Genomic DNA, 19,791 nt, shown 5'->3' on the forward strand with positions numbered 1-19,791 from the left:
CGGCGAAACTGGAGAAACAGACGGCTCAGTTGACTGAGCTGGAGAAAGACAAAGCTAAAGCAACAGCAAAATCTAAATTACTTGCGCAACAGATTTTGAAGCTTGTCAACGTAATAGAAGATACGGGAAAAGTAAAAAAGTATCTGGAATCTCAGAACGTTAGTCTGATCGCTCAGAATAGTGAGCAAAAATCAAATATGGTTAAAATGGCCGAGTCATTGCGAAATTCTGAGAATCTGTCAAAGTTAGTTGCGGAGGAAAGAAGGAAAAATATTGAACTTAATACTTTGATTTCTAAATTGAATGTTTCAATAGGCGAAAAATCATCGCGAATTGGCGTGCTTGAGCAAGAGTTGTCTAAAAATGCTCAAAAAAATATTGAGCTTGAAGCATCAATACGACAGATGAATTTGAGTACCGTAAAGGCAGCTAACGTGCCTGAGAATGCCGCACATGGTGGTAATGCGGTTGCCCCGAAACCGTTATTGCAACAGCAACAAAATTCGCAAACGATAATAACTTCGCTTTCTGTTAAAGAGCAGTCAGAGGAACTGATGCGTTCAATTAAGGCGAAAAAAGGGGCTATTCAGCAATCCGATGGGGTTGTTTATGTTGTGGAAAGCAAAGGCGCAAAGCGGAAAGCGAAGCAAAAAGATAATATACAGTTTGTAATGAAAGAAGAGGTTAGTACGGGCATAGTTTTATCAAATAATGTTAATATTAATAGCAAAGTTGATAAGCTACCTGAATTACTTAGCAAGGCCGTTACTCTTGTAGGCACTAAGGGGCGCGTGAAAATATATATACCGCCTGATTTAGCTTATGGTGGTAAGGGTATTCCCAATGTTGCACCTTCAGGTATTGTTTCAATATTAACGGTAGATGTTACTGGCTTGAAACCATAAGCATATTTTTCTTGCTGCCTTTTATATGTGCGCTGGGCATGGCGCGTAGCGCCGTGACAGGCGCTGTTCTTTGGCTGTGGTGGTCAAAGAACGACTAAGAGGTGTAAGTCCTCGACACATCTGGTGAGGGAAGTGTTAGCCGAAGGCAAGGGTGTCTACCGTGAGGAGGATCTTCAGGAAGCCGGAAGCAAAATGCTGGCCTGACGAACAGGAAGCGGTTAAGGCGGCGCAGCGGGGTGAGGTGGCATATATCACCAAAGCCCGATACTCACACAGAACGCTGTGACGTAGAGCCGACAGGTATAAGCAGGAAAGTCGCGCGAATTACCCCGAGAGATCTGCCACTCTGCCATCGTGTTACCAGTCTCGTGAGAGGCCGGGATGGGGCGGCAGAAGTCAGCCGATATGGATCTGGAGAAGTTCTTTGACCGTGTGGATCACAGGCTTCTGATGTCGCAGCTTGCGGGAACGATAAAGGGCAGACGGGTGTTGAGGTTAATATGCCGCTACCTGAAGTCAGATATGGAGAAAGGTGATAAGCGGGAGAAATGGCGGGAGGGGCTACCGCAGGGCGGCCCGTGTCGCCGTTGTTATCCAACATACTACTGGATGAACTGGATAACGAGCTGGAGCGTCGTGGGCACAGCTTCTGCCGCTACGCGGATGACTGCAATATCTACGTGAGCAGCCGGAAAGCGGGTGAACATATACTGAAAGAACTCAGAGCGTTCCTTGACAATAAACAGAAGCTTACGGTAAATGAAAGGAAGAGCGCGGTGGCGCATCCGTGGGAGCGAAAGTTCCTGGGTTACAGCGTGACATGGCACAAACAGACGAAACTGAAGATAGCGCCGGCGAGCGTTAAAAGGCTGAAGGGCAAGGTCCACAGTCTGACGACGGGAAACCGGAGCCAGTCTCGATGTACTGACACCGGTGCTGTGAGGATGGATAAGCTACTTCAGACTGACGGAAGTCAGGGGGAATACTGGAGGAGCTGGACGGCTGGATCAAACGGAAACTGCGTTGCCTGGTGTGGAGGCAGTTGAAGAAACCGTCGACACGTTCAAAGATGTTACAAAGAGCGGGTCTGAACAAGGATCGCGCGATGATGTCAGCATACAACAGCCACGGAGCATGGTGGAGCTCGGGAGCCAGTCATCTGAATCAGGCGATAAAGACAGCATGGTTCAGGGGGATGGGCTTAATATCACTGGTGGAAAAGCAGCGGCAGTTCCAGCGTTAACATGAACCGCCGAATGTGAAACCGCACGTACGGTGGTGTGAGAGGACGGCGGGAGTGATCCCGCCTCCTACACGATTATAAACTCTAATTGATTATTAACGTATTAGTGCGCGCCGCCACCGCCACTGCCTGCACCGAATGGCGGTTTGGCAAACCATACCAGACCAAGCAGCACCAGGAAGATCCCCGCCGACATCCAGAAGATTTCGTTGGCGGAAATGATCAGCCCTTGATTGGTTATCTGCTGGGCCAGCCAGCCAGAGGCTTGTTCCTTGCTCATCCCCAATCCCTGCAGTTGGTCATACATAGCCTGTGCATTGGGGTTGTAGGGGTTAACGGACTCCGTTAACTGTGCATGGTGTAGCGACTCACGGCTAGTCCACATCGTCGTGGTGATCGATGTACCAATAGAACCCGCCAGCGTTCGCGTAAAGTTAGACAGGCTCGATGCTGCCGCCATTCGTTCAGGCGGTAAACCCGATAGCGTGATGGTGGTCAATGGCATAAAGAAACAGGCCACCGCGAAGCCCTGAATAAACTGCGGCCAGGCCGATGCGCCAAAGTCCATTCCGGGTTCGAACGTCCACGCACGCCAGTAGAAACAAACGGCATACATGATGAAGCTGAACGTGACCAGCCGACGCATATCCAGCTTGTGTGCGAAACGGCCGATAATCGGCGACAGGATCACGGGAATCACCCCAACCGGCGCAGACGCCAGGCCTGCCCAGGTTGCCGTATATCCGTACACCTCCTGCAATAACTGCGGCAACAGGACGATTGCGCCGAAGTAGAGCATATAGGCCAGACTGATACACAGACAGCCGATGGTAAAGTTTCGCGACTTAAACAGCGAGAGATCGACAATGGGGTGCTCGTCGGTAAGCTCCCAGACGATGAGGAAGCTGATTGCCACCACGGCGACAACCGTCAGGATGATAATTTCCTGCGAGGCGAACCAGTCCAATTCTTTGCCGCGGTCGAGCATAATCTGCAAACTGCCGATACCAATGACCAGTAGCGCCAGACCAATGGCGTCGATACGCCGCTGCTCGGTTTTGGTTTCCCGACCGCGCAGGGTTTGCAGCGTCATCAACACCACTACAGCACCGATTGGCACGTTGATGAAAAATATCCAGCCCCAGTGATAGTTATCGCTGATATAGCCCCCAAGAATGGGGCCACAGATCGGGGCAACAATCACCGTCATCGACCAGAGCGCGAGGGCAATGGAGCGTTTGGCGGGAGGATAGTTATTCAGTAACAGGCTTTGCGAGAGCGGGATTAACGGACCGGCGACAATCCCCTGAATGACGCGGAAGAAAATCAGCATGTTCAGGCTGGTGGACATCCCACATGCCCATGAGGCAATGACGAAGGCGATAGTTGACCACATGAAGAGTCTTACTTCGCCAACGCGCTTTGCCAGCCAGCCGGTGATCGGAATAGAGATAGCATTCGCCACCCCGAATGAGGTGATCACCCAGGTTCCCTGGCTCAGTGAAGAGCCGAGGTTCCCGGCGATAGTGGGGATCGCCACGTTAGCAATGGTGGAGTCCAGCACCTGCATGAATGTCGCCAGGGACAGCGCAATCGTCATAATGACGAGCTGCGCGCCTTCCAGCGGTTTTTGCTGTTGCATCACACGCACCTTTGAATTAGCCCGCGTTGGCCTGCACGATCTCTTCGATCATCTTATTGACCGGATCAAGGTTGATTTCACGTGCATTACTTTCAGATACTGGCGTCGTGCGGACCTGACTTGCCAGGATCTGCCCGTCACGATTAGCGGTATCTACCGTAACCAGTGTCGATAAACCAATACGCAGTGGATGTTGTGCCAGCTGCTGCGCATCCAGCTCGATACGTACCGGCAAACGCTGGACGACTTTGATCCAGTTACCGGTCGCGTTTTGCGCCGGAAGCAGGGAGAAAGCGCTGCCCGTACCCATATCCAGGCCGACGACTTTCCCGGTGTATTTCACATCATCGCCGTAAATATCACTGATAACGGTCGCCGGTTGGCCAATACGCATGTGCGCCAGCTGTGTTTCTTTGAAGTTGGCATCCACCCACAGATTAGTGGCCGGAACAACTGCCATCAGTGGCGTCGTCGGGCTAATTTGCGCGCCAGGCTGCACGGCACGACGGGAAACATAGCCGGTCATCGGGCTGACAATTTTAGTACGTTCCAGCGCCAGCCAGGCATTACGCACTTCGGTGGCGGCCTGTTGTACAGCGGGTTGATCTTCCAGCTTGCTACCCAGAATCATTGCCTGGTTCGCATTATATTGTTGGATTGCGACATCAAGCTGAGCCTGAGCGCTGGCGACGGCATCGCGGGCGTGTTGCAGTTCTTCGCGGCCAATCAGGTTGGCGTTACCCAGCGGGACACGGCGATTAAAGTCGCTTTGTGCCTGGGCCAGCGCGGTTCTCTGTACTTCAATGCTTGCCTGCAGCTGCTTGCTGTTGATCATCAACTGGTGCGTCTGGCGCACGCTGGACGCCAGCGCAGTTTTGGCCTTTTCAAATGCCTGTTTGGCATCTGTCTGATCGAGAGTGACCAGGACATCGCCCTGTTTTACAAAGTCAGTGTTATCAGCCCAGACTTTCGTCACGCTGCCTGATACCTGCGCCATAATTTGAACCTGGTTCCCTGCCACGTACGCATCGTCTGTCTCTTCGATATGACGCAGTACTAAAAACCAATAAATCCCATATGCCACGGCAATGATAATAAAGAGCAAGGTCAGAAGCAGCAGCATACTTTTACGTTTGCCATTCTTCTTGACCGGTTGCTGCGGGGTTTGAGTCTCCGCATTTGCGCTCATGTTGTTCTCCACGATCTTATTTTTTTCACATCGGCTGGAGCCGACCTGTTTATCAGAAAGGCCAGCACTGTGCGTGCTGGCCTGTCGGTTTTTCATTTATAAATCTGGATTTCTGAGCGAGTCAGCGCGTTAGCGCAGCGCTTCTAATACCGCGCCATCCTGCTCCATCTGATCAAGACGGGTCAGAAGTTTACGGGTGATGTGCTCAAGTTGATCTTTTTCGGTGGTGCTGAGAGATGACCAAAGCTGATGAAGGCAGTTATGCTGAGGCGGTAATACCTCCTGCAAAAAAGCATGGCCTTTTTCGGTCAATTGCAGATGCAGACAGCGGCGATCGTTATCGCTTTCGCGACGCTCAATCCAGCCGCGCTTTTCTAACTCATCCGCGATGCGGGTGGCGTTAGTTCGTGACGAGCCAAGTGCGCAGCTCAGTTCAGAAGGCTGAATACTGTGGTTTTCCTGAGACTCCAGCGTAATCAACGCCATAAACAACGTCTCGTTAATCCCTTGAGCTTTCAGCATCTTATTGCGGTTTTCCAGCAGCTTGCCCTGCATATGCATGCAAAGACGGGTCAGAAGCACTTCCTGATAAGGGAACTCTTCGTAGCGGCTGGCGCGAAATTTTAGCATTTGTTCAATGGGCGTAAACGAACTATCCATTTGGGTATAACCTCATTAATTTCAGCCGATATAGTAACGACAGTGACAAATAAAGTAAATGTATTATTTATTTAAAATGATTATTTTAATCTATGAGACAAACAGCATTTTCCAGGCTAATCCATAGCCCAGAGCACTCAGTAAAGTCGGAATGATGATGCTGCGGGTCTTATAGAAGCTTGCACCCAGTACCACAAACCCCACCAGCGTAGGCACAAAACGACGGGCGTCGTGCATCACTTCTGGCGCGGTAGACACCACCAGCAGGGCGCAAATTGATGCAATACCGATGGTGTCGAGTAATATTCCAGTGGCTCCGCGCTTTGTCGGGCGCACATTCCCCATTCGCAGACGCAGTGGCAAATAGCGAAAACAGTAATTGACGCAGCCGACCAGCAGACCGAGCAGCAGAACCTCATAGCTCATCAGGACCTCCCTGCCAGAACGACTGAATGAGCGCGGTCAGGCATCCACAGGCTATGCCTGCCAGGATGGCTGCCGGAATGGAAAACAGCGTTACGCCAGCCAGCGCACCGGCTAATGCCGCCGTGACGCATAGCGTTTGCTGACGCTGGAAAGAGGCCAGCAGAAAACTCATAAACAGCGCCGGGAGCATAAACCCCAGCGCCGCTTCTACCGCCGGGAAACCCTTCAGTAAGCCAGTGCCGGAAAATGCGCCGATAACCGTGCCAAGAACCCAGGAAGCCCAGGAGCATAGCGCGATGCCGATCATCCAGTTTTCACTCCAGCGGCGGTTATCCCGCACCAGCTTCGCCGTTGCTGCGGCAAAGACTTCGTCAGTGAGGCCAAAGGCCCATAGCGCGCTTTTAGGTTTGCTCAGCTGTCGGGCGATACGGCTACGCAGAGAAGGGCCGTACAAAACGTGGCGAACATCCATCGCCATGACGGTCAGAGCCGCGACCCACAGTGAGCTGCCTGCGGCGAGCATGGTTGTGATGACAAACTGGCTGGCGCCGGCGTAAATGATGCAGGAGAAAAAAACGCTTTCAACGGGAGTAAAGCCCAGGCGAGTCGCATTCATACCAAATGCAAATGCGACCGGAATATAACTGATAACTATCGGTAGACTGTCTTTGAATCCTTCAGTTAACGTTGCAGAACGGAATTCAGACTGGGGAACAGGGCTTTCCATAGGATTATAGGCTTCATTACCGAAATTAAAATAACCTGGCTCAATACGTTATAACCTTAGCAGACTGATGGGCTCCTTAACACCCTGAGGAGCCCAATCAAAGGTAAACGGACGTTATACGCCTAATTTACGGCTTCCTGGCGGTGAAAACCTCGCCACCAGACCAGTAGATTGAGTACGGCAACGGTCACACCTGCCAGACAAACGCCAGCCCAGCCGGCATGCTGCCAGGCTGACGCTGAAATCAGCGAACCTGCCGCACCACCAATGAAATAGCTGGTCATGTACCCGGCAGTCAGACGATTACGTGCGTCCGGGTGAATGCGATAGATAACGGTCTGGTTGGTGATATGTACCCCCTGAACGGTCAGATCCAGTACCAGGATACCGATAATCAGCATCGGCACTGATGTATGTCCGAGCCAGATAGCCAGCCAGGAGAGCAACAGTAGCAGCAGGCCTGCGGTAGTCGTGAGGTGTGATTTACCCTTATCGGCAAAACCGCCCGCCGGACGAGCGCCTAACGCACCGGCAGCCCCGGCCAGGCCGAACAGGCCAATCATGCCTTCTGAATAGTTAAACGGTGGTGCGGCGAGTAAAAATGCCATCGATGTCCAGAGGATACTGAAGTTGGCAAAGGTCAGGCAGCCCAGCATCGCGCGGGTGCGGAGTAATTTATCGTGGATAAACAGGCTAAACACAGAACCCAATAGCTGCGGGTAGTTAAGATGGGTCTCTGATTTCATCTTCGGCAAACCACGCCACAGGGCAATCGCCATCAGCGCCATCAATACTGAGGCCACCCAAAACACGGTGCGCCAGCCGCCGAGATTCGCCAGTAACCCTGCAACCGTTCGCGCCAGCAAAATCCCCAGCAACAGGCCGCTCATAATCGTACCAACGACTTTACCGCGTTTGTCTGGCGTGGCAAGCGTCGCCGCCAGCGGAACCAGGATCTGTGCGACAACTGAGAACAACCCGGTTAGCGCAGTGCCGAGGATCAGCATCCCCAGCGACTGACTGCTGGCAGTAATCAGCATGCCGCCTGCGGCTAACAGTGTCATCGAGACAATCAGCATCCGGCGTTCAAACATGTCGCCAAGTGGTACCAGAAACAGGAGCCCCGCCGCGTAGCCAAGCTGTGCTGCAGTGACGATAAAGCCCGCAGTACTGGCCGATAGCGAAAAGTTTCGCGCGATGGTGTCGAGCAGCGGCTGGGCGTAATAGTTACTGGCAACGGCGAGGCCGGTCGCCACAGACATTAAAACAATCAGTGCCGGGCTAAGCCCGTGAGTGGGTTTGGTCATTGTTTTCAACTGAATAATGGGTTGCAGAAAACAATCATAACGGAAGTGATTAAATGTTGCTGATTTGTTGGGTGATGGATTGTGCGGTGAGGGAAGGGCGTGTAGGCCGGATAAGGCGCATCGCGCCACCATCCGGCATTGGTGCGGTTACTGGGCCTGATAGCGTCGCGCTTATCAGGCCTACGAGTGGGTTATTTCTGCGCAGCCAGCGCTTCTTTTACCCAGCCGTCGAACTGCTGCTGGTGGGCTTTTATCCAGCCATCAACGTGGCCCTGAACGTCAGCTTCTGAGGCTTTACCATCATGCATCATTGCGTTCTGCGCATTGATATCTGCCAGTGGTAATTTCATGATGGCAAACAGTTTCGCCGCCGCTGGGTTTTTCTCCGCCCAAGCCTTGTTGGCGACAATGTGCATGGTGTTTACCGGGAAGCCATAGTTCGCGCCGTTCGGCAGTTTGGTATCGATATCTTTCTGTTCACCGGGCAGAGAAGAGAACGGGACCTGCAGCCAGACGACATCTTTGCCCGGTTTCATCACGTCACTGACCCAGTACGGTGTCCAGGTGTAGTAAAGAATGGGTTTGCCTTCTTTAAAGCGGGTAATGGTGTCCGCCATCATCGCCGCATAGTTACCGTGGCTGACCTCGACGGTTTTTTCCAGATCGAAGGCTTTGTTCTGGTGGTTGATTACTGCTTCACAACCCCAGCCCGGCGAACAGCCCATCATATCGGCTTTACCGTCACCGTTGGTGTCAAAGATTTTGGCGATCTTCGGATCTTTTAACTGGGCGATATTGGTGATTTTGTACTGCTCAGCGGTTTTTTTGTCGATCAGATAACCCTGTGCAGCACCCGTAACGAATACCCCCTCGCGATAAAACTTTTTGTCTCCGCCGGCTGCGGCGTACATATCATCATGCAGCGGCTGCCAGTTCACGGCGGTAAAAGTTGCATCGCCAGAGGCAATGGAGGTATAGCCGACGTTGTAGTCAACTTCGCTGGTTTTGTTAACGGTATAACCCAGCTTCTCCAGCGCGCGGGCGACCAGCTGCGTCTGGAAGGATTCTTCAGAGATGGTGCTCTGGATTGGCTGTACGGTGATGCCTTTGCCCGGCAGGTCGGCAGCGAAAGCGCTGGTGGAGACAAGGGTGGCAAACGCTGTGGCAATAATTATTTTCTGTCGCATCGTTGTTCCTTAATTATTGGAGGGACGTATAGGCCCGGTAAGCAATGTGTCACCGGGCAACGGGTGAACTACTTAGTGAAAGGGCGGGTGAGAAGCCCAACCGGACCAGTGGTGTACCAGCGACGGTTACCACGGCTACGCGAGTCGCGGCCTACGGCCTGCGTCAGACGGTCCAGAATGATGGCGAGGATCACGATCCCCACACCGCCAACGGTAGCCAGACCCATATCCAGACGACCGATACCGCGCAGCACCATCTGACCCAACCCACCGACGGCGATCATCGACGCGATAACCACCATGGAGAGTGCCAGCATCAGCGTCTGGTTCACCCCTGCCATAATGGTGGGCATCGCCAGCGGCAACTGCACTTTAAACAGCATCTGACGCGGGCTGGCACCAAACGAGCGCGAGGCTTCGATCAGATCGGCCGGGACCTGATTAATCCCCAGAATGGTCAGACGCACGATGGGCGGCAGGGCGAAGATAATTGTCACCACTACGCCGGGGACGTTGCCAATACCGAACAGCATGACGATCGGCACCAGATAGACGAACGCGGGGGTGGTCTGCATGGCATCCAGCAGTGGCCGGACAATCTTCGCCGCACGCGGGCTGCGCGCCAGCCAGATCCCCATTGGCAGGCCGATCACCACGCAGAACAGCAACGCGGTAAGCACCAGCGCCAGGGTGATCATGGCCTGCGACCAGGCACCGATAGCACCGATAGCAATCAGTGAAATCAGCGTAGCGGCGCCCATTCCGATGCCGGAAATTTGCCAGGCGATCAGGGCGAACAGGATAATGGCCACCGGCGCAGGCATACCCAGCAGGAGTTGCTGGAAGCCATTGAGTATGTAATCCACCGGGACTCGAATGCCCTGGAAGACAGGACGGAAATGGGTGACCACCCAATCGATCCCTTCGGTGACCCAGCTATCCAGCGGGATCAGCGTTTTATGGAAGGGATCCATAATATTGAAATGCTCTGGTGCCGGTGCAGGTGCACTGGTCAGCCAGTCTGTGCTCGCGCCGTCGGCAGGTGCGCCTGAAGGCGTCCCCCAGGCATCAGCAGATTGCGCGGCGCTGTCGGCCGCCGGTGTGGTATCCCACGGATTGGTTTGATCAGTCATTGTTTGCCCCCTCGCGATCTAAAGCCTGTAGCAGCATGCGTTTTGAAATAATGCCCACATACTGCTGTTCCTCATCGACAACCGGCACCGCGCACGGGGCCTGACCGACATGAGAAAGTAACTCGCTCAGAGGAGTTTGTGCATCCACGGCTAGCGGCTCGTTGATTAATGCCGCATCAATACCTTGTGCCTGGCTTAAGGCTGTTTTTAATGAATCGATCGACACCACGCCGACGAATTTATTGCCGCGTTCAATCACGTAACCATATTCGCGATCTTTGTCCTGCAGTAATTGCAGGGCCGAACGGGGACCGACGCCTGGCGTTTTACGAATTAGCCCTTCAGGGCTACGACGGGATATATCTTTAGCGCTAAAGACCTGGCTAATATCTACGCCACGGAAGAAGGTACGCACATAATCATTCGCCGGATTATTCAGGATTTCATCCGGTGTACCGACCTGGACAACTTCACCGTTTTGCATAATGGCAATTCTGTCGCCAATACGCATCGCTTCATCAAGATCGTGGGAAATAAAGACCACGGTACGCTGATGTTTCGCCTGGAGTTTTACCAGCTCATCCTGCATTTCGGTGCGAATTAACGGATCGAGCGCAGAGAAGGCTTCATCCATTAATAAGATATCGGGATTGATGGCCAATGCGCGGGCGAGACCCACGCGCTGGCGCATTCCCCCGGAAAGTTCATCCGGGTAGCCGTGCGCATAATTCTCCAGACCAACCTGACGTAGCGCATCTAACGCTTTTTCTCGACGTTCATCCGCGCCAACACCGGCTAATTCCATGCCGAATGCCGTATTGTCCAACACCGTCATATGCGGCATCAGAGCAAAGGACTGGAACACCATCGCAATCTTTTTTCTGCGCACCTCGCGAAGCTCGGCATCGGAGATTCGGGCAATGTCTACGCCGTCTATCAATACCTGTCCGCGGGTGGGTTCAATCAGGCGATTGAGAAGGCGTACCATTGTGGATTTACCCGAACCGGATAATCCCATGATGACAAATATCTCGCCTTCTTCAATGGCCAGACTGGCGTCTTTAACGCCAAGCGATAGCCCTGTTTTATCCAGAATTTGCTCTTTTGAAAGTCCTTTTTCAATATATTTGAACGCTCTCTGGGGATGCTCGCCAAATATCTTATAGAGATTTTTAACTTCTAATTTAATTGCCATGCAATAGAATGATTCCTGTTATTTGTTTATATCGATATATTACCTGATGGAAATAGTGACCTTTTTCTACCCTAACATACTGAGAATCTGAGACAACCCTGAATTTGTTTGTGGCATGAATATTGCCAAACGTCAGATGGCGGGATTTCCCATGATATAAGGGCTGAGCGCGGATGAGCCTTGAGGGATATTTTTTGTAAATGACACTGAAAATGCGCCTGAATTGTTGAAATACAGGCGAATATTGCGGCTGATATTGAGTGTAGATCACCCAACACTATTTGTGTGATAAAAATGTGATCTCGTTAAAATATTAACGCGAAAAATGTAAGGTATTTTCCGCGTAAGGAAACGTTAAAAATTCCAGTCGTCATCTTCTGTTTCGACGGCTTTACCCATCACATAAGATGACCCTGAACCGGAGAAGAAATCGTGGTTTTCGTCTGCGTTGGGTGAGAGCGCTGCGAGGATTGCCGGGTTCACATCCGCCATTTCTGCCGGGAACAGGGCCTCATAACCTAAATTCATTAGCGCCTTATTGGCGTTGTAGCAGAGAAAGGCTTTGACATCTTCCACCCACGGGGTTTGCGCATACAGTTCCTCCGTATAACGAACTTCGTTGTCATATAATTCCATCAACAGATCGAGGGCGTAATTCTGTAGCGCGTCACGCGTAGAGGGTGAAACGTGCTCCAGACCCTTTTGGTATTTATAGCCAATGTAATAACCATGAACTGCTTCGTCACGAATGATCAGGCGGATAAGGTCAGCGGTATTCGTCAGCTTGCCGCGGCTGGAGAAATACATCGGTAGCCAGAAGCCGGAATAGAACAGGAAGGATTCCAGAAATACGCTGGCTATTTTCTTTTTCAGCGGTTCTTCGCTGGCGTAATGCGTCAGAATTATCTGTGCCTTGTGCTGGAGCGGAGAATTTTCCTCACTCCACAGGTAAGCCGCATCCACATCTTTGGTCTGACAAAGCGTGGAAAAAATAGAACTGTAGGAGCGTGCGTGCACGGCTTCCATAAAGCTGATATTCGACAGTACCGCCTCTTCATGTGGCGTGATTGAATCCGCCATTAGCGCGGGGGCGCCGGCGATATTCTGAATCGTGTCGAGCAACGTCAGGCCGGTAAATACGCGGATAGTGAGCTGCTGCTCGGCAGCGCTCAACGTTTGCCATGCCGGAATATCATTGGATAGCGGGACTTTTTCCGGTAGCCAGAAGTTACTGGTCAGGCGATTCCATACCTCAAGGTCTTTATCATCTTCAATCTTGTTCCAGTTGATGGCGCTGACGCGAGATAGTTTCATTCTGTTCTCCTTACAGTGCGCATGACACGCAACCCTCAATTTCGGTTCCTTCCAGCGCCAACTGGCGTAACCGGATGTAGTACAACGATTTGATACCCTTACGCCAGGCGTAGATCTGCGCCTTGTTGATATCGCGAGTGGTAGCGGTATCGGGGAAAAAGAGAGTCAGTGAAAGCCCCTGATCGACATGGCGCGTTGCTTCCGCGTAGGTGTCGATTATTTTTTGCGGGCCAATCTCGTAGGCATCCTGATACAAGGCCAGATTCTCGTTGGTCATAAACGGGGCAGGGTAGTAAACGCGCCCGGTTTTACCCTCTTTGCGAATTTCCACTTTCGATACAATCGGGTGAATGCTTGAGGTCGCGTGGTTGATATAGGAGATAGAACCGGTCGGCGGAACGGCCTGCAAATTCTGGTTATAGATGCCGTAGCGCATCACATCATCCCGCAGCTGCTGCCACATCTCCCGGGTTGGCAACGTAATGCCGCTTGTGGCAAACAGTGCGCGGACCTTCTCTGTTTTAGGCTGCCAGTCTCCCTGCAAATACTGGGTAAAGTACTCGCCGTTGGCATAGCGTGACTGACTAAATCCGGCAAAAGCTGTACCGCGTTCACGGGCCAGTTTCATTGACGTATTCAGCGCATGCCAGGTGATGGTGTAGAAATAGAGATTGGTAAAATCCAGCCCTTCTGGCGAACCATAGGCGATCCCTTCCCGCGCCAGATACCCGTGCAGATTCATCTGTCCCAGACCAATGGCGTGCGACGCGCTGTTCCCGGCTTCGATCGAAGGCACGCTGCGGATGTGGCTCATGTCCGAAACGGCGGTTAAGCCGCGCACGGCTGTTTCCACTGTACGAGCAAAGTCAGGTGAATCCATGGTATGTGCAATGTTCAGCGAGCCAAGATTGCAGGAAATATCATGCCCTACCTGCGTATAGCCCAGTGCCTCATCATAGGTTGATGGGGTGTTGACCTGCAAAATCTCCGAGCACAGGTTGCTCATATTGATACGACCGGCAATCGGATTCGCACGATTCACCGTATCTTCAAACATAATGTAGGGGTAGCCAGACTCGAACTGGATCTCTGCCAGTCGCTGGAAGAAGTCGCGGGCATTAATGTATTTTTTGCGCACACGCGTGTCGGCAACCAGTTCGTCATAGCGCTCGCTCACGGCGATATCGCCGAATGGTTTGCCGTAAAGGCGTTCTACGTCATACGGTGAAAACAGCGCCATCCGGGCATTTTCTTTCGCCAACTGGAAGGTGACGTCCGGGATCACCACGCCAAGCGAGAGCGTTTTGATGCGGATTTTCTCGTCGGCGTTTTCACGTTTGGTATCAAGAAAACGCAAAATATCGGGATGATGCGCGTGCAGATACACTGCGCCCGCGCCCTGACGTGCGCCCAACTGATTAGCATAAGAAAACGCATCTTCCAGCATTTTCATTATCGGGATCACGCCGGAAGACTGGTTTTCAATACGCTTAATAGGCGCACCTGCCTCGCGCAGGTTAGAGAGCAAAAATGCCACGCCGCCGCCGCGTTTAGATAGCTGTAGCGCCGAGTTTACCGCCCGACCAATTGACTCCATATTGTCTTCGATGCGTAACAGGAAGCAGGAAACCAGTTCGCCACGCTGCTGTTTACCGCAGTTTAGAAAGGTTGGCGTGGCGGGTTGAAAGCGCCCGGAGAGCATTTCATCAGCCAGTTGCATTGCGAGCGCTTCATCGCCCTGCGCCAGCGTGAGCGCCACCATCGTCACGCGATCCTCAAAATCTTCAAGGTAGCGTTTGCCGTCGAACGTTTTCAGCGTATAGCTGGTGTAATACTTCCATGCGCCGAGGAAGGTCTGAAAGCGGAATCCGCTGGCATGGGCGTGGGCAAACAGCTTCACCACGAACGCACGATTGTAGCGGGCTAAAACGCTTTCGTCGTAATAGCCTTCACGAATCAGCGTGTCCAGGCGTTCCTGTTGACTGGCAAAGACCACCGAATGAGGGCGGACGTGGGTAGCAAAAAAAGCCTCCACCGCCTGATGATCTTTTTCGAACTGAATCCGCCCGGCTTTATCGTACAGATTTAGCATGGCGTTCAGGGCGTGATAATCCAGCGCGGGCTGGATTACGCGTTCTGCGGTTGTCGTTGCCAAAATTCGCTCACTCCTTTTCGAACGTTTTCGATATCGCTTTGCGTACCCATCAGCTCAAAACGATAGAGCCATGGCACGCCGCATTTTTGTGAGACGACCTCACCCGCACGCCCATAGGCCTCGCCGAAATTGCGATTGCCGGAGGCGATCACGCCACGGATTAATGCCCGGTTATGAGGATCGTTTAAAAAGCGGATCACCTGACGCGGGACTGCGCCGGCCGTACCGCCGCCGCCGTAAGACGGCACGATTAAAATGTAAGGCTCGTCTACCTGGATCCGCTCGCGTTCATTAAGCGGAATGCGGATGGCGGGCAGCGCCAGACGCAGCATAAAGCGGTGCGTATTTTCGGAACGGCTGGAGAAGTAGACGAGCGTCGTCATGCGCTGGCCACGCGGGGTTCCGGGCGCAGGCGATTGATCATGTCCGGGCGAAATCCTGACCAACGGGTTTCACCTGCCACCACGACGGGCAACTGACGAAAACCTTGCTCGCGCAGGGTATCTGCCAGTTCAGGCTGCAAATCGACATTCACCATCTCAAAGTCAAAACCACGGCTTTCCATCGCCCGTTTGGTGGCGTGGCACTGAACACAGTTATTACGAGTGTAAATAATAATACTCATGATTCGTATTTCCATTTAAGGGTAAATGAGCGATGCATAATGGACATCGGCTTGTGTGCGTGCTGATAGAGAAGATACTAGATGTAGATGAAAGAAGTTTCAACCATACAAGATATGGGAATTTTAGGTTGATGATGCCCTGGGTGATGAGCGGGACGGGAACGGGATATGGACTATAAAAGGTGGCCGGATGGCGACGCGTCGCGTCATATCCGGCCTACAGGAGAGTATATCCCTGACCAGATAAGGCATTAATGCCGCCATCCGGCAGCGCAAAATTACATACGCATACCCACTGCGAGGCGGTTAAAGCAGTTCATCAGGCTGATTGCGAAGGTCAGGTCGCTTATTTCTTTGGCGCTAAAATGGTCAAGCAGTGGCAGATAAACATCGTCTTCGGCATGGCTGCTGGCGACATGAGTGACGGACTCGGCCCATGCCAGTGCCGCACGTTCCCGTTCGCTGAAATGGTGGCTCACCCGCCAACCCGCCAGCGCATCCAGACGGGCTTGTTCCACGCCAGCTTTGCGCAGCGCTTTGCTGTGCATTTCAAGGCAAAATGCGCAGCCGTTGATTTGTGAAACCCTCAGGTAAATCAGTTCCGTCAGGGTGGGTTCCAGCGCGCAGTTTTCCAGCGCTTTGCTTGCCTGAACCAGGGCGTTATAGACTTCAGGACTGAGTTCGTAATAGGGCTGGCGTAACATTGTCATGGTATTGCTCCTCATTTGGATGACCTGCAATGTAGCACTATAATGGTCTGCTAAAGAGAGCCATATTTTTACTTAAAAAGCAGACCATAAATGCCGCGCTACCAGCAAATTGCCCGTCAGTTAAAAACCGCTATTGAGAAGGGCGATCTTAAGCCTGGCACAAGATTACCCTCCAGCCGAACCTGGTCCCAGGAGCTGGGGGTTTCACGTTCGACGGTAGAAAACGCTTATGCTGAGCTGGTGGCGCAGGGCTGGCTTGCGCGGCGCGGGCAGGCGGGAACCTTTGTCAGCGAACAATTGCGACTGGAAACCCCGCCCGCAGCCCCTGCCGTCTTCGCCGGAGAAAACGGCACGCCACAGCTTTTTCAGATGGGATTGCCAGCTCTCGATCTTTTTCCGCGCGATATCTGGGCACGGGTCATGGGTCGACGTTTGCGTACCCAAACACGTTTTGATCTTGCGGTGGGGGATGTTTGCGGTGAACGGGTATTACGTCAGGCGATTGTTGATTACCTGCGAGTGTCACGCAGCATTGAATGTCTTCCGGAGCAGGTTTTTATTACGTCGGGTTATGCGGCGTCAATGATGTTGATCCTGCGCGCGCTGGCCACACCCGGCGAGGGGATGTGGGTCGAAGATCCTGGCTTTCCGCTGATTCGCCCCGTGGTCGCTCAGGAACGCATTGAGCTGATGCCGGTGGCGGTTGATGCTGATGGTCTGGACGTCAGCGCGGGGATCCGTCACTACCCACAGGCGCGTTTTGTCTTGCTGACACCTGCACACCAAAGCCCACTGGGCGTGGCGCTTTCTCTGGCCCGCCGTCACCAGTTGCTGGAATGGGCCGATCGCGCACAGGCGTGGGTAATCGAAGATGACTACGACAGCGAATTTCGTTACCACGGTAAACCGTTGCCGCCGCTAAAAAGTCTGGATGCGCCGCAGCGGGTGATTTATGCCGGAACGTTCAGTAAATCGTTGTTTCCGGCTTTGCGCACGGCATGGCTGGTGGTGCCTCTGACTCAGGTCGAACATTTTCGTCAGCAGGCGGCGCTAACGGCCTGTAGCGTTCCGGTTTTATGGCAGCAAACGCTGGCGGATTTTATGCAAGACGGCCACTTCTGGCGGCACTTAAAACGCATGCGTCAGCATTACGCCCAACGGCGTCAATGGATGGAAAGCGCCCTGACAGAGCAGGGTTTTAGCGTGGTGCCACAAGAGGGCGGGATCCAACTGGTGATCGCCGTGGCGGGGGATGATACTGCGTTAGTACGCAAAGCGAATCAGGCCGGACTGGCGGTTCAGGCCTTAAGCCGGTGGCGCGTCACCTCAACAGGTAAGGGGGGAATATTACTGTCATTTACCAATATTCGATCGGCGGAAATGGCGCAGCAGGCTGCATATCAACTCCGGTTGGCGCTGACATAAATTTGCGTTGTTCTTAAGATATTCATCTCACCGTCTGCACTCGTTTATGGACTTTTCTGAAAGCGTTGCTAATGCTGAATCAGGTAAGGTAAGCCCGCAGTAAAAGATAACGAGGAAAATAATATGTATTTACGACCTGATGAGGTGGCGCGCGTACTTGAAAAAGTGGGCTTTACCGTTGATGTAGTCACACAGAAAACATACGGCTATCGTCGTGGCGAGAATTATGTATATGTAAACCGTGAAGCGCGGATGGGACGTACCGCATTGGTGATTCATCCCACGCTAAAAGAGCGGAGTTCTTCACTGGCAGAACCGGCCACGGATATTAAAACCTGCGATCACTATCAGCAATTCCCGCTTTATTTAGCCGGCGATACTCATGAACATTATGGTATTCCACACGGCTTTAGCTCGCGTATCGCGCTGGAACGTTATTTGAATGGGTTGTTTGGCGACGTGAGTTCAAACTGATAACGCGACTGGCGGTGCCAGTCGCGATGAGATATTTTTACGCTTTAGCCTGGTGGTAGCTGCTGACTTTAAACAGGCGGCGGCAATAATCAAGGAAGTAACCATATACTGCACCCATCAGCATTGAGACCACGATGTTGGAGCTTACCGCAGCCGTGATCTGGTGCCAGTCAGCGCCAACCGTCAGCAGAATAATCACATACACCGGTGACTGGAACGTGACATAGGCCAGCACATCCGCCAGATTTTTTGCCCATCCTGCCTGCGTGGCTTTGCGTGCCGCACGCATAAACAAATCGCGGTACATACCGTATGGCCAGGCGATCAGGATGTTGACGGGGATAGCGACCAGTCTGGAGTACAGTGACTGTTCGAAGCTCATTCCTGAAAGGAATATCTCGATCAACATGTTCACGACAGAACAATAAACAACCATCGCGAACGTGTCTGCTACAGCATGACGCAAGCGTGACTGTGGAGAGAACATGTTAATGCTCCTTGTAAAAAGGGGTAAAAAGGTTTTCAATATCTTCTTGCTAGTGATTTGTCTTGCTGCTTTCGCGTTTGAATAGGATATCTGCCTGGATAATAACTAGCAACTAGCTTAAAATTTTTATTTATAATCTTTTTGTCGATAAAATGCTCTGTGGCGGTCTGTTTTTTGTTCGTTTTGGCATTTTCGTTGTCACGCAAATTAAAATCATTAAAAATCAATATGTTATTTTGACTTGTTTTTCTGAACTTTTTGCGCTCCTTTTTGAGTGTTGACGAAATTTTCGCCTATCTACCGCAACGTCTGCGCGATGCCTGTATTGGTTTATCTGGTGCGGCAGTGAGATATCCCGAAGTCTATTTATTCTGGTTGCTGGCCGAATATAAAATATCGCTGGCTAAAGAGCACTGTATGGCAAGATATATAATAATAGCGATTGTCGTTTTAATATCTTGCGACAAAAAAGAGACTGGAAAAAGAAAAAATACTCGCATACAATTTGCTTCGTAATACCGATTTCTGTTTTTGCGTTAAAGAGGTTTTATTAATATGAGTTCAATGTTAAAAAACTTAAATAATATTCGATCGCTACGTGTCATGGCGCGTGAATTATCCGTCGAGGTTCTGGAAGATATGCTGGAAAAACTGCGGGTAGTCACCAAAGAACGACGTGACGAAGAAGAACAGCTGCAGCGCCAACGTGCAGAACAGCAGGAAAAAATTAATACACTGCTGGCGATGATGAGAGCCGATGGGATTGATCCTGAAGAACTTTTGAGCATATCGGCGGCAACGTCGCGTTCGGTTAAAAAACGTCAGCCACGTCCGGCGAAATATCGTTTTACGGACATCAACGGTGAAATAAAAACATGGACTGGACAAGGCCGCACGCCGAAGCCGATTGCGCAGGCGCTGGCTGCCGGTAAATCTCTCGATGATTTTTTGATCTAATATCAAGGCGGTGAGGGGAACCTCACCGCT

21 protein-coding genes are annotated in these 19,791 nt (G+C 52.0%); 6 read left to right on the forward strand and 15 right to left on the reverse strand.

Annotated features, from left to right (window positions below; all coding sequences use genetic code 11):
• The 3 genes from FDX19_RS25140 to FDX19_RS25705 all read left to right on the forward strand — a co-directional run.
• Nucleotides 1-905 (forward strand): FKBP-type peptidyl-prolyl cis-trans isomerase (locus FDX19_RS25140; RefSeq protein WP_170974392.1); only part of this gene is annotated, 905 nt, incomplete at its 5' end.
• Between the two features lie 578 nt (nucleotides 906-1,483).
• Nucleotides 1,484-1,951: a reverse transcriptase domain-containing protein gene (locus FDX19_RS25510; RefSeq protein ID WP_249357563.1), complete on the forward strand. Its 468-nt coding sequence runs from the start codon at nucleotides 1,484-1,486 to the stop codon at nucleotides 1,949-1,951.
• 59 nt (nucleotides 1,952-2,010) lie between these two features.
• The gene (locus tag FDX19_RS25705; protein WP_249424168.1) at nucleotides 2,011-2,148 is read left to right on the forward strand and encodes a hypothetical protein; all 138 of its coding nucleotides are present in this window, start codon (nucleotides 2,011-2,013) and stop codon (nucleotides 2,146-2,148) included.
• Nucleotides 2,149-2,251: 103 nt separating this feature from the next.
• Here FDX19_RS25705 and emrB read toward each other — a convergent pair whose 3' ends face one another.
• From emrB to FDX19_RS16485, 14 genes are all read right to left on the reverse strand, one after another.
• Nucleotides 2,252-3,790 carry a multidrug efflux MFS transporter permease subunit EmrB gene (gene emrB, locus FDX19_RS16420; protein ID WP_005122927.1) on the reverse strand — a complete coding sequence of 513 codons (1,539 nt, stop codon included), beginning with the start codon at nucleotides 3,788-3,790 and terminating at the stop codon, nucleotides 2,252-2,254.
• 16 nt (nucleotides 3,791-3,806) lie between these two features.
• Nucleotides 3,807-4,979, reverse strand: a complete 1,173-nt coding sequence (gene emrA, locus FDX19_RS16425) for a multidrug efflux MFS transporter periplasmic adaptor subunit EmrA (RefSeq protein WP_048213008.1) — start codon at nucleotides 4,977-4,979, stop codon at nucleotides 3,807-3,809.
• Nucleotides 4,980-5,108: 129 nt separating this feature from the next.
• Nucleotides 5,109-5,639 (reverse strand): transcriptional repressor MprA, encoded by a 531-nt coding sequence (mprA, locus tag FDX19_RS16430; RefSeq protein WP_005122929.1) that lies wholly within the window; start codon nucleotides 5,637-5,639, stop codon nucleotides 5,109-5,111.
• 90 nt (nucleotides 5,640-5,729) lie between these two features.
• On the reverse strand, nucleotides 5,730-6,065 hold the full coding sequence (gene ygaH, locus FDX19_RS16435) for an L-valine transporter subunit YgaH (protein WP_137383530.1): 336 nt from the start codon (nucleotides 6,063-6,065) through the stop codon (nucleotides 5,730-5,732).
• The gene (locus FDX19_RS16440; protein WP_137383531.1) at nucleotides 6,055-6,792 is read right to left on the reverse strand and encodes an AzlC family ABC transporter permease; all 738 of its coding nucleotides are present in this window, start codon (nucleotides 6,790-6,792) and stop codon (nucleotides 6,055-6,057) included. The genes ygaH and FDX19_RS16440 overlap by 11 nt, the downstream gene beginning before the upstream one ends.
• A gap of 122 nt (nucleotides 6,793-6,914) precedes the next feature.
• The gene (locus FDX19_RS16445) at nucleotides 6,915-8,099 is read right to left on the reverse strand and encodes an MFS transporter (RefSeq protein WP_137383532.1); all 1,185 of its coding nucleotides are present in this window, start codon (nucleotides 8,097-8,099) and stop codon (nucleotides 6,915-6,917) included.
• A gap of 191 nt (nucleotides 8,100-8,290) precedes the next feature.
• Complete coding sequence (gene proX, locus FDX19_RS16450) at nucleotides 8,291-9,286, reverse strand: glycine betaine/L-proline ABC transporter substrate-binding protein ProX (protein WP_137383533.1); 996 nt, start codon at nucleotides 9,284-9,286, stop codon at nucleotides 8,291-8,293.
• Between the two features lie 68 nt (nucleotides 9,287-9,354).
• On the reverse strand, nucleotides 9,355-10,419 hold the full coding sequence (gene proW / locus FDX19_RS16455; protein WP_137383534.1) for a glycine betaine/L-proline ABC transporter permease ProW: 1,065 nt from the start codon (nucleotides 10,417-10,419) through the stop codon (nucleotides 9,355-9,357).
• Nucleotides 10,412-11,614: a glycine betaine/L-proline ABC transporter ATP-binding protein ProV gene (gene proV, locus FDX19_RS16460; RefSeq protein WP_137383535.1), complete on the reverse strand. Its 1,203-nt coding sequence runs from the start codon at nucleotides 11,612-11,614 to the stop codon at nucleotides 10,412-10,414. The genes proW and proV overlap by 8 nt, the downstream gene beginning before the upstream one ends.
• Nucleotides 11,615-11,968: 354 nt before the next feature.
• Nucleotides 11,969-12,928 carry a class 1b ribonucleoside-diphosphate reductase subunit beta gene (gene nrdF, locus FDX19_RS16465; RefSeq protein WP_137383536.1) on the reverse strand — a complete coding sequence of 320 codons (960 nt, stop codon included), beginning with the start codon at nucleotides 12,926-12,928 and terminating at the stop codon, nucleotides 11,969-11,971.
• Between the two features lie 10 nt (nucleotides 12,929-12,938).
• On the reverse strand, nucleotides 12,939-15,083 hold the full coding sequence (nrdE, locus tag FDX19_RS16470) for a class 1b ribonucleoside-diphosphate reductase subunit alpha (protein ID WP_137383537.1): 2,145 nt from the start codon (nucleotides 15,081-15,083) through the stop codon (nucleotides 12,939-12,941).
• Nucleotides 15,056-15,466 carry a class Ib ribonucleoside-diphosphate reductase assembly flavoprotein NrdI gene (gene nrdI, locus FDX19_RS16475; protein ID WP_137383538.1) on the reverse strand — a complete coding sequence of 137 codons (411 nt, stop codon included), beginning with the start codon at nucleotides 15,464-15,466 and terminating at the stop codon, nucleotides 15,056-15,058. Before nrdI ends, nrdE begins: the two co-directional genes overlap by 28 nt.
• A complete protein-coding gene (gene nrdH / locus FDX19_RS16480; protein ID WP_137383539.1) occupies nucleotides 15,463-15,708 on the reverse strand; it encodes a glutaredoxin-like protein NrdH in 246 nt (81 codons plus the stop codon). The genes nrdI and nrdH overlap by 4 nt, the downstream gene beginning before the upstream one ends.
• 278 nt (nucleotides 15,709-15,986) lie before the next feature.
• Nucleotides 15,987-16,418: a carboxymuconolactone decarboxylase family protein gene (locus FDX19_RS16485; protein WP_137383540.1), complete on the reverse strand. Its 432-nt coding sequence runs from the start codon at nucleotides 16,416-16,418 to the stop codon at nucleotides 15,987-15,989.
• 90 nt (nucleotides 16,419-16,508) lie between these two features.
• On the opposite strand from FDX19_RS16485, the gene FDX19_RS16490 reads away from it, so the two are divergent.
• Nucleotides 16,509-17,843 carry a PLP-dependent aminotransferase family protein gene (locus tag FDX19_RS16490; protein ID WP_137383541.1) on the forward strand — a complete coding sequence of 445 codons (1,335 nt, stop codon included), beginning with the start codon at nucleotides 16,509-16,511 and terminating at the stop codon, nucleotides 17,841-17,843.
• A 123-nt stretch (nucleotides 17,844-17,966) separates the two neighbouring features.
• Nucleotides 17,967-18,317: a DUF2002 family protein gene (locus FDX19_RS16495; RefSeq protein WP_005122944.1), complete on the forward strand. Its 351-nt coding sequence runs from the start codon at nucleotides 17,967-17,969 to the stop codon at nucleotides 18,315-18,317.
• A gap of 37 nt (nucleotides 18,318-18,354) precedes the next feature.
• Here FDX19_RS16495 and alaE read toward each other — a convergent pair whose 3' ends face one another.
• Nucleotides 18,355-18,804 (reverse strand): L-alanine exporter AlaE, encoded by a 450-nt coding sequence (gene alaE, locus FDX19_RS16500; RefSeq protein ID WP_003037259.1) that lies wholly within the window; start codon nucleotides 18,802-18,804, stop codon nucleotides 18,355-18,357.
• A gap of 555 nt (nucleotides 18,805-19,359) precedes the next feature.
• On the opposite strand from alaE, the gene stpA reads away from it, so the two are divergent.
• Nucleotides 19,360-19,761, forward strand: coding sequence for a DNA-binding protein StpA (gene stpA, locus FDX19_RS16505; protein ID WP_137383542.1), 402 nt, complete (start codon nucleotides 19,360-19,362; stop codon nucleotides 19,759-19,761).
• Nucleotides 19,762-19,791: the final 30 nt, after the last annotated feature.

The organism is Citrobacter sp. wls619, assembly GCF_005281345.1.
GTDB lineage: Bacteria > Pseudomonadota > Gammaproteobacteria > Enterobacterales > Enterobacteriaceae > Citrobacter.

Coding starts and splice junctions, on each gene's coding strand:
- nrdF (WP_137383536.1), bottom strand. CDS start 12,928: ATGAAACTATCTCGCGTCAGCGCCATCAACTGGAACAAGATTGAAGAT.
- FDX19_RS16440 (WP_137383531.1), bottom strand. CDS start 6,792: ATGGAAAGCCCTGTTCCCCAGTCTGAATTCCGTTCTGCAACGTTAACT.
- nrdH (WP_137383539.1), bottom strand. CDS start 15,708: ATGAGTATTATTATTTACACTCGTAATAACTGTGTTCAGTGCCACGCC.
- FDX19_RS25705 (WP_249424168.1), top strand. CDS start 2,011: ATGATGTCAGCATACAACAGCCACGGAGCATGGTGGAGCTCGGGAGCC.
- FDX19_RS16445 (WP_137383532.1), bottom strand. CDS start 8,099: ATGACCAAACCCACTCACGGGCTTAGCCCGGCACTGATTGTTTTAATG.
- FDX19_RS16490 (WP_137383541.1), top strand. CDS start 16,509: ATGCCGCGCTACCAGCAAATTGCCCGTCAGTTAAAAACCGCTATTGAG.
- proW (WP_137383534.1), bottom strand. CDS start 10,419: ATGACTGATCAAACCAATCCGTGGGATACCACACCGGCGGCCGACAGC.
- emrB (WP_005122927.1), bottom strand. CDS start 3,790: ATGCAACAGCAAAAACCGCTGGAAGGCGCGCAGCTCGTCATTATGACG.
- emrA (WP_048213008.1), bottom strand. CDS start 4,979: ATGAGCGCAAATGCGGAGACTCAAACCCCGCAGCAACCGGTCAAGAAG.
- proX (WP_137383533.1), bottom strand. CDS start 9,286: ATGCGACAGAAAATAATTATTGCCACAGCGTTTGCCACCCTTGTCTCC.
- nrdI (WP_137383538.1), bottom strand. CDS start 15,466: ATGACGACGCTCGTCTACTTCTCCAGCCGTTCCGAAAATACGCACCGC.
- FDX19_RS16495 (WP_005122944.1), top strand. CDS start 17,967: ATGTATTTACGACCTGATGAGGTGGCGCGCGTACTTGAAAAAGTGGGC.
- alaE (WP_003037259.1), bottom strand. CDS start 18,804: ATGTTCTCTCCACAGTCACGCTTGCGTCATGCTGTAGCAGACACGTTC.
- FDX19_RS16485 (WP_137383540.1), bottom strand. CDS start 16,418: ATGACAATGTTACGCCAGCCCTATTACGAACTCAGTCCTGAAGTCTAT.
- ygaH (WP_137383530.1), bottom strand. CDS start 6,065: ATGAGCTATGAGGTTCTGCTGCTCGGTCTGCTGGTCGGCTGCGTCAAT.
- stpA (WP_137383542.1), top strand. CDS start 19,360: ATGAGTTCAATGTTAAAAAACTTAAATAATATTCGATCGCTACGTGTC.
- mprA (WP_005122929.1), bottom strand. CDS start 5,639: ATGGATAGTTCGTTTACGCCCATTGAACAAATGCTAAAATTTCGCGCC.
- proV (WP_137383535.1), bottom strand. CDS start 11,614: ATGGCAATTAAATTAGAAGTTAAAAATCTCTATAAGATATTTGGCGAG.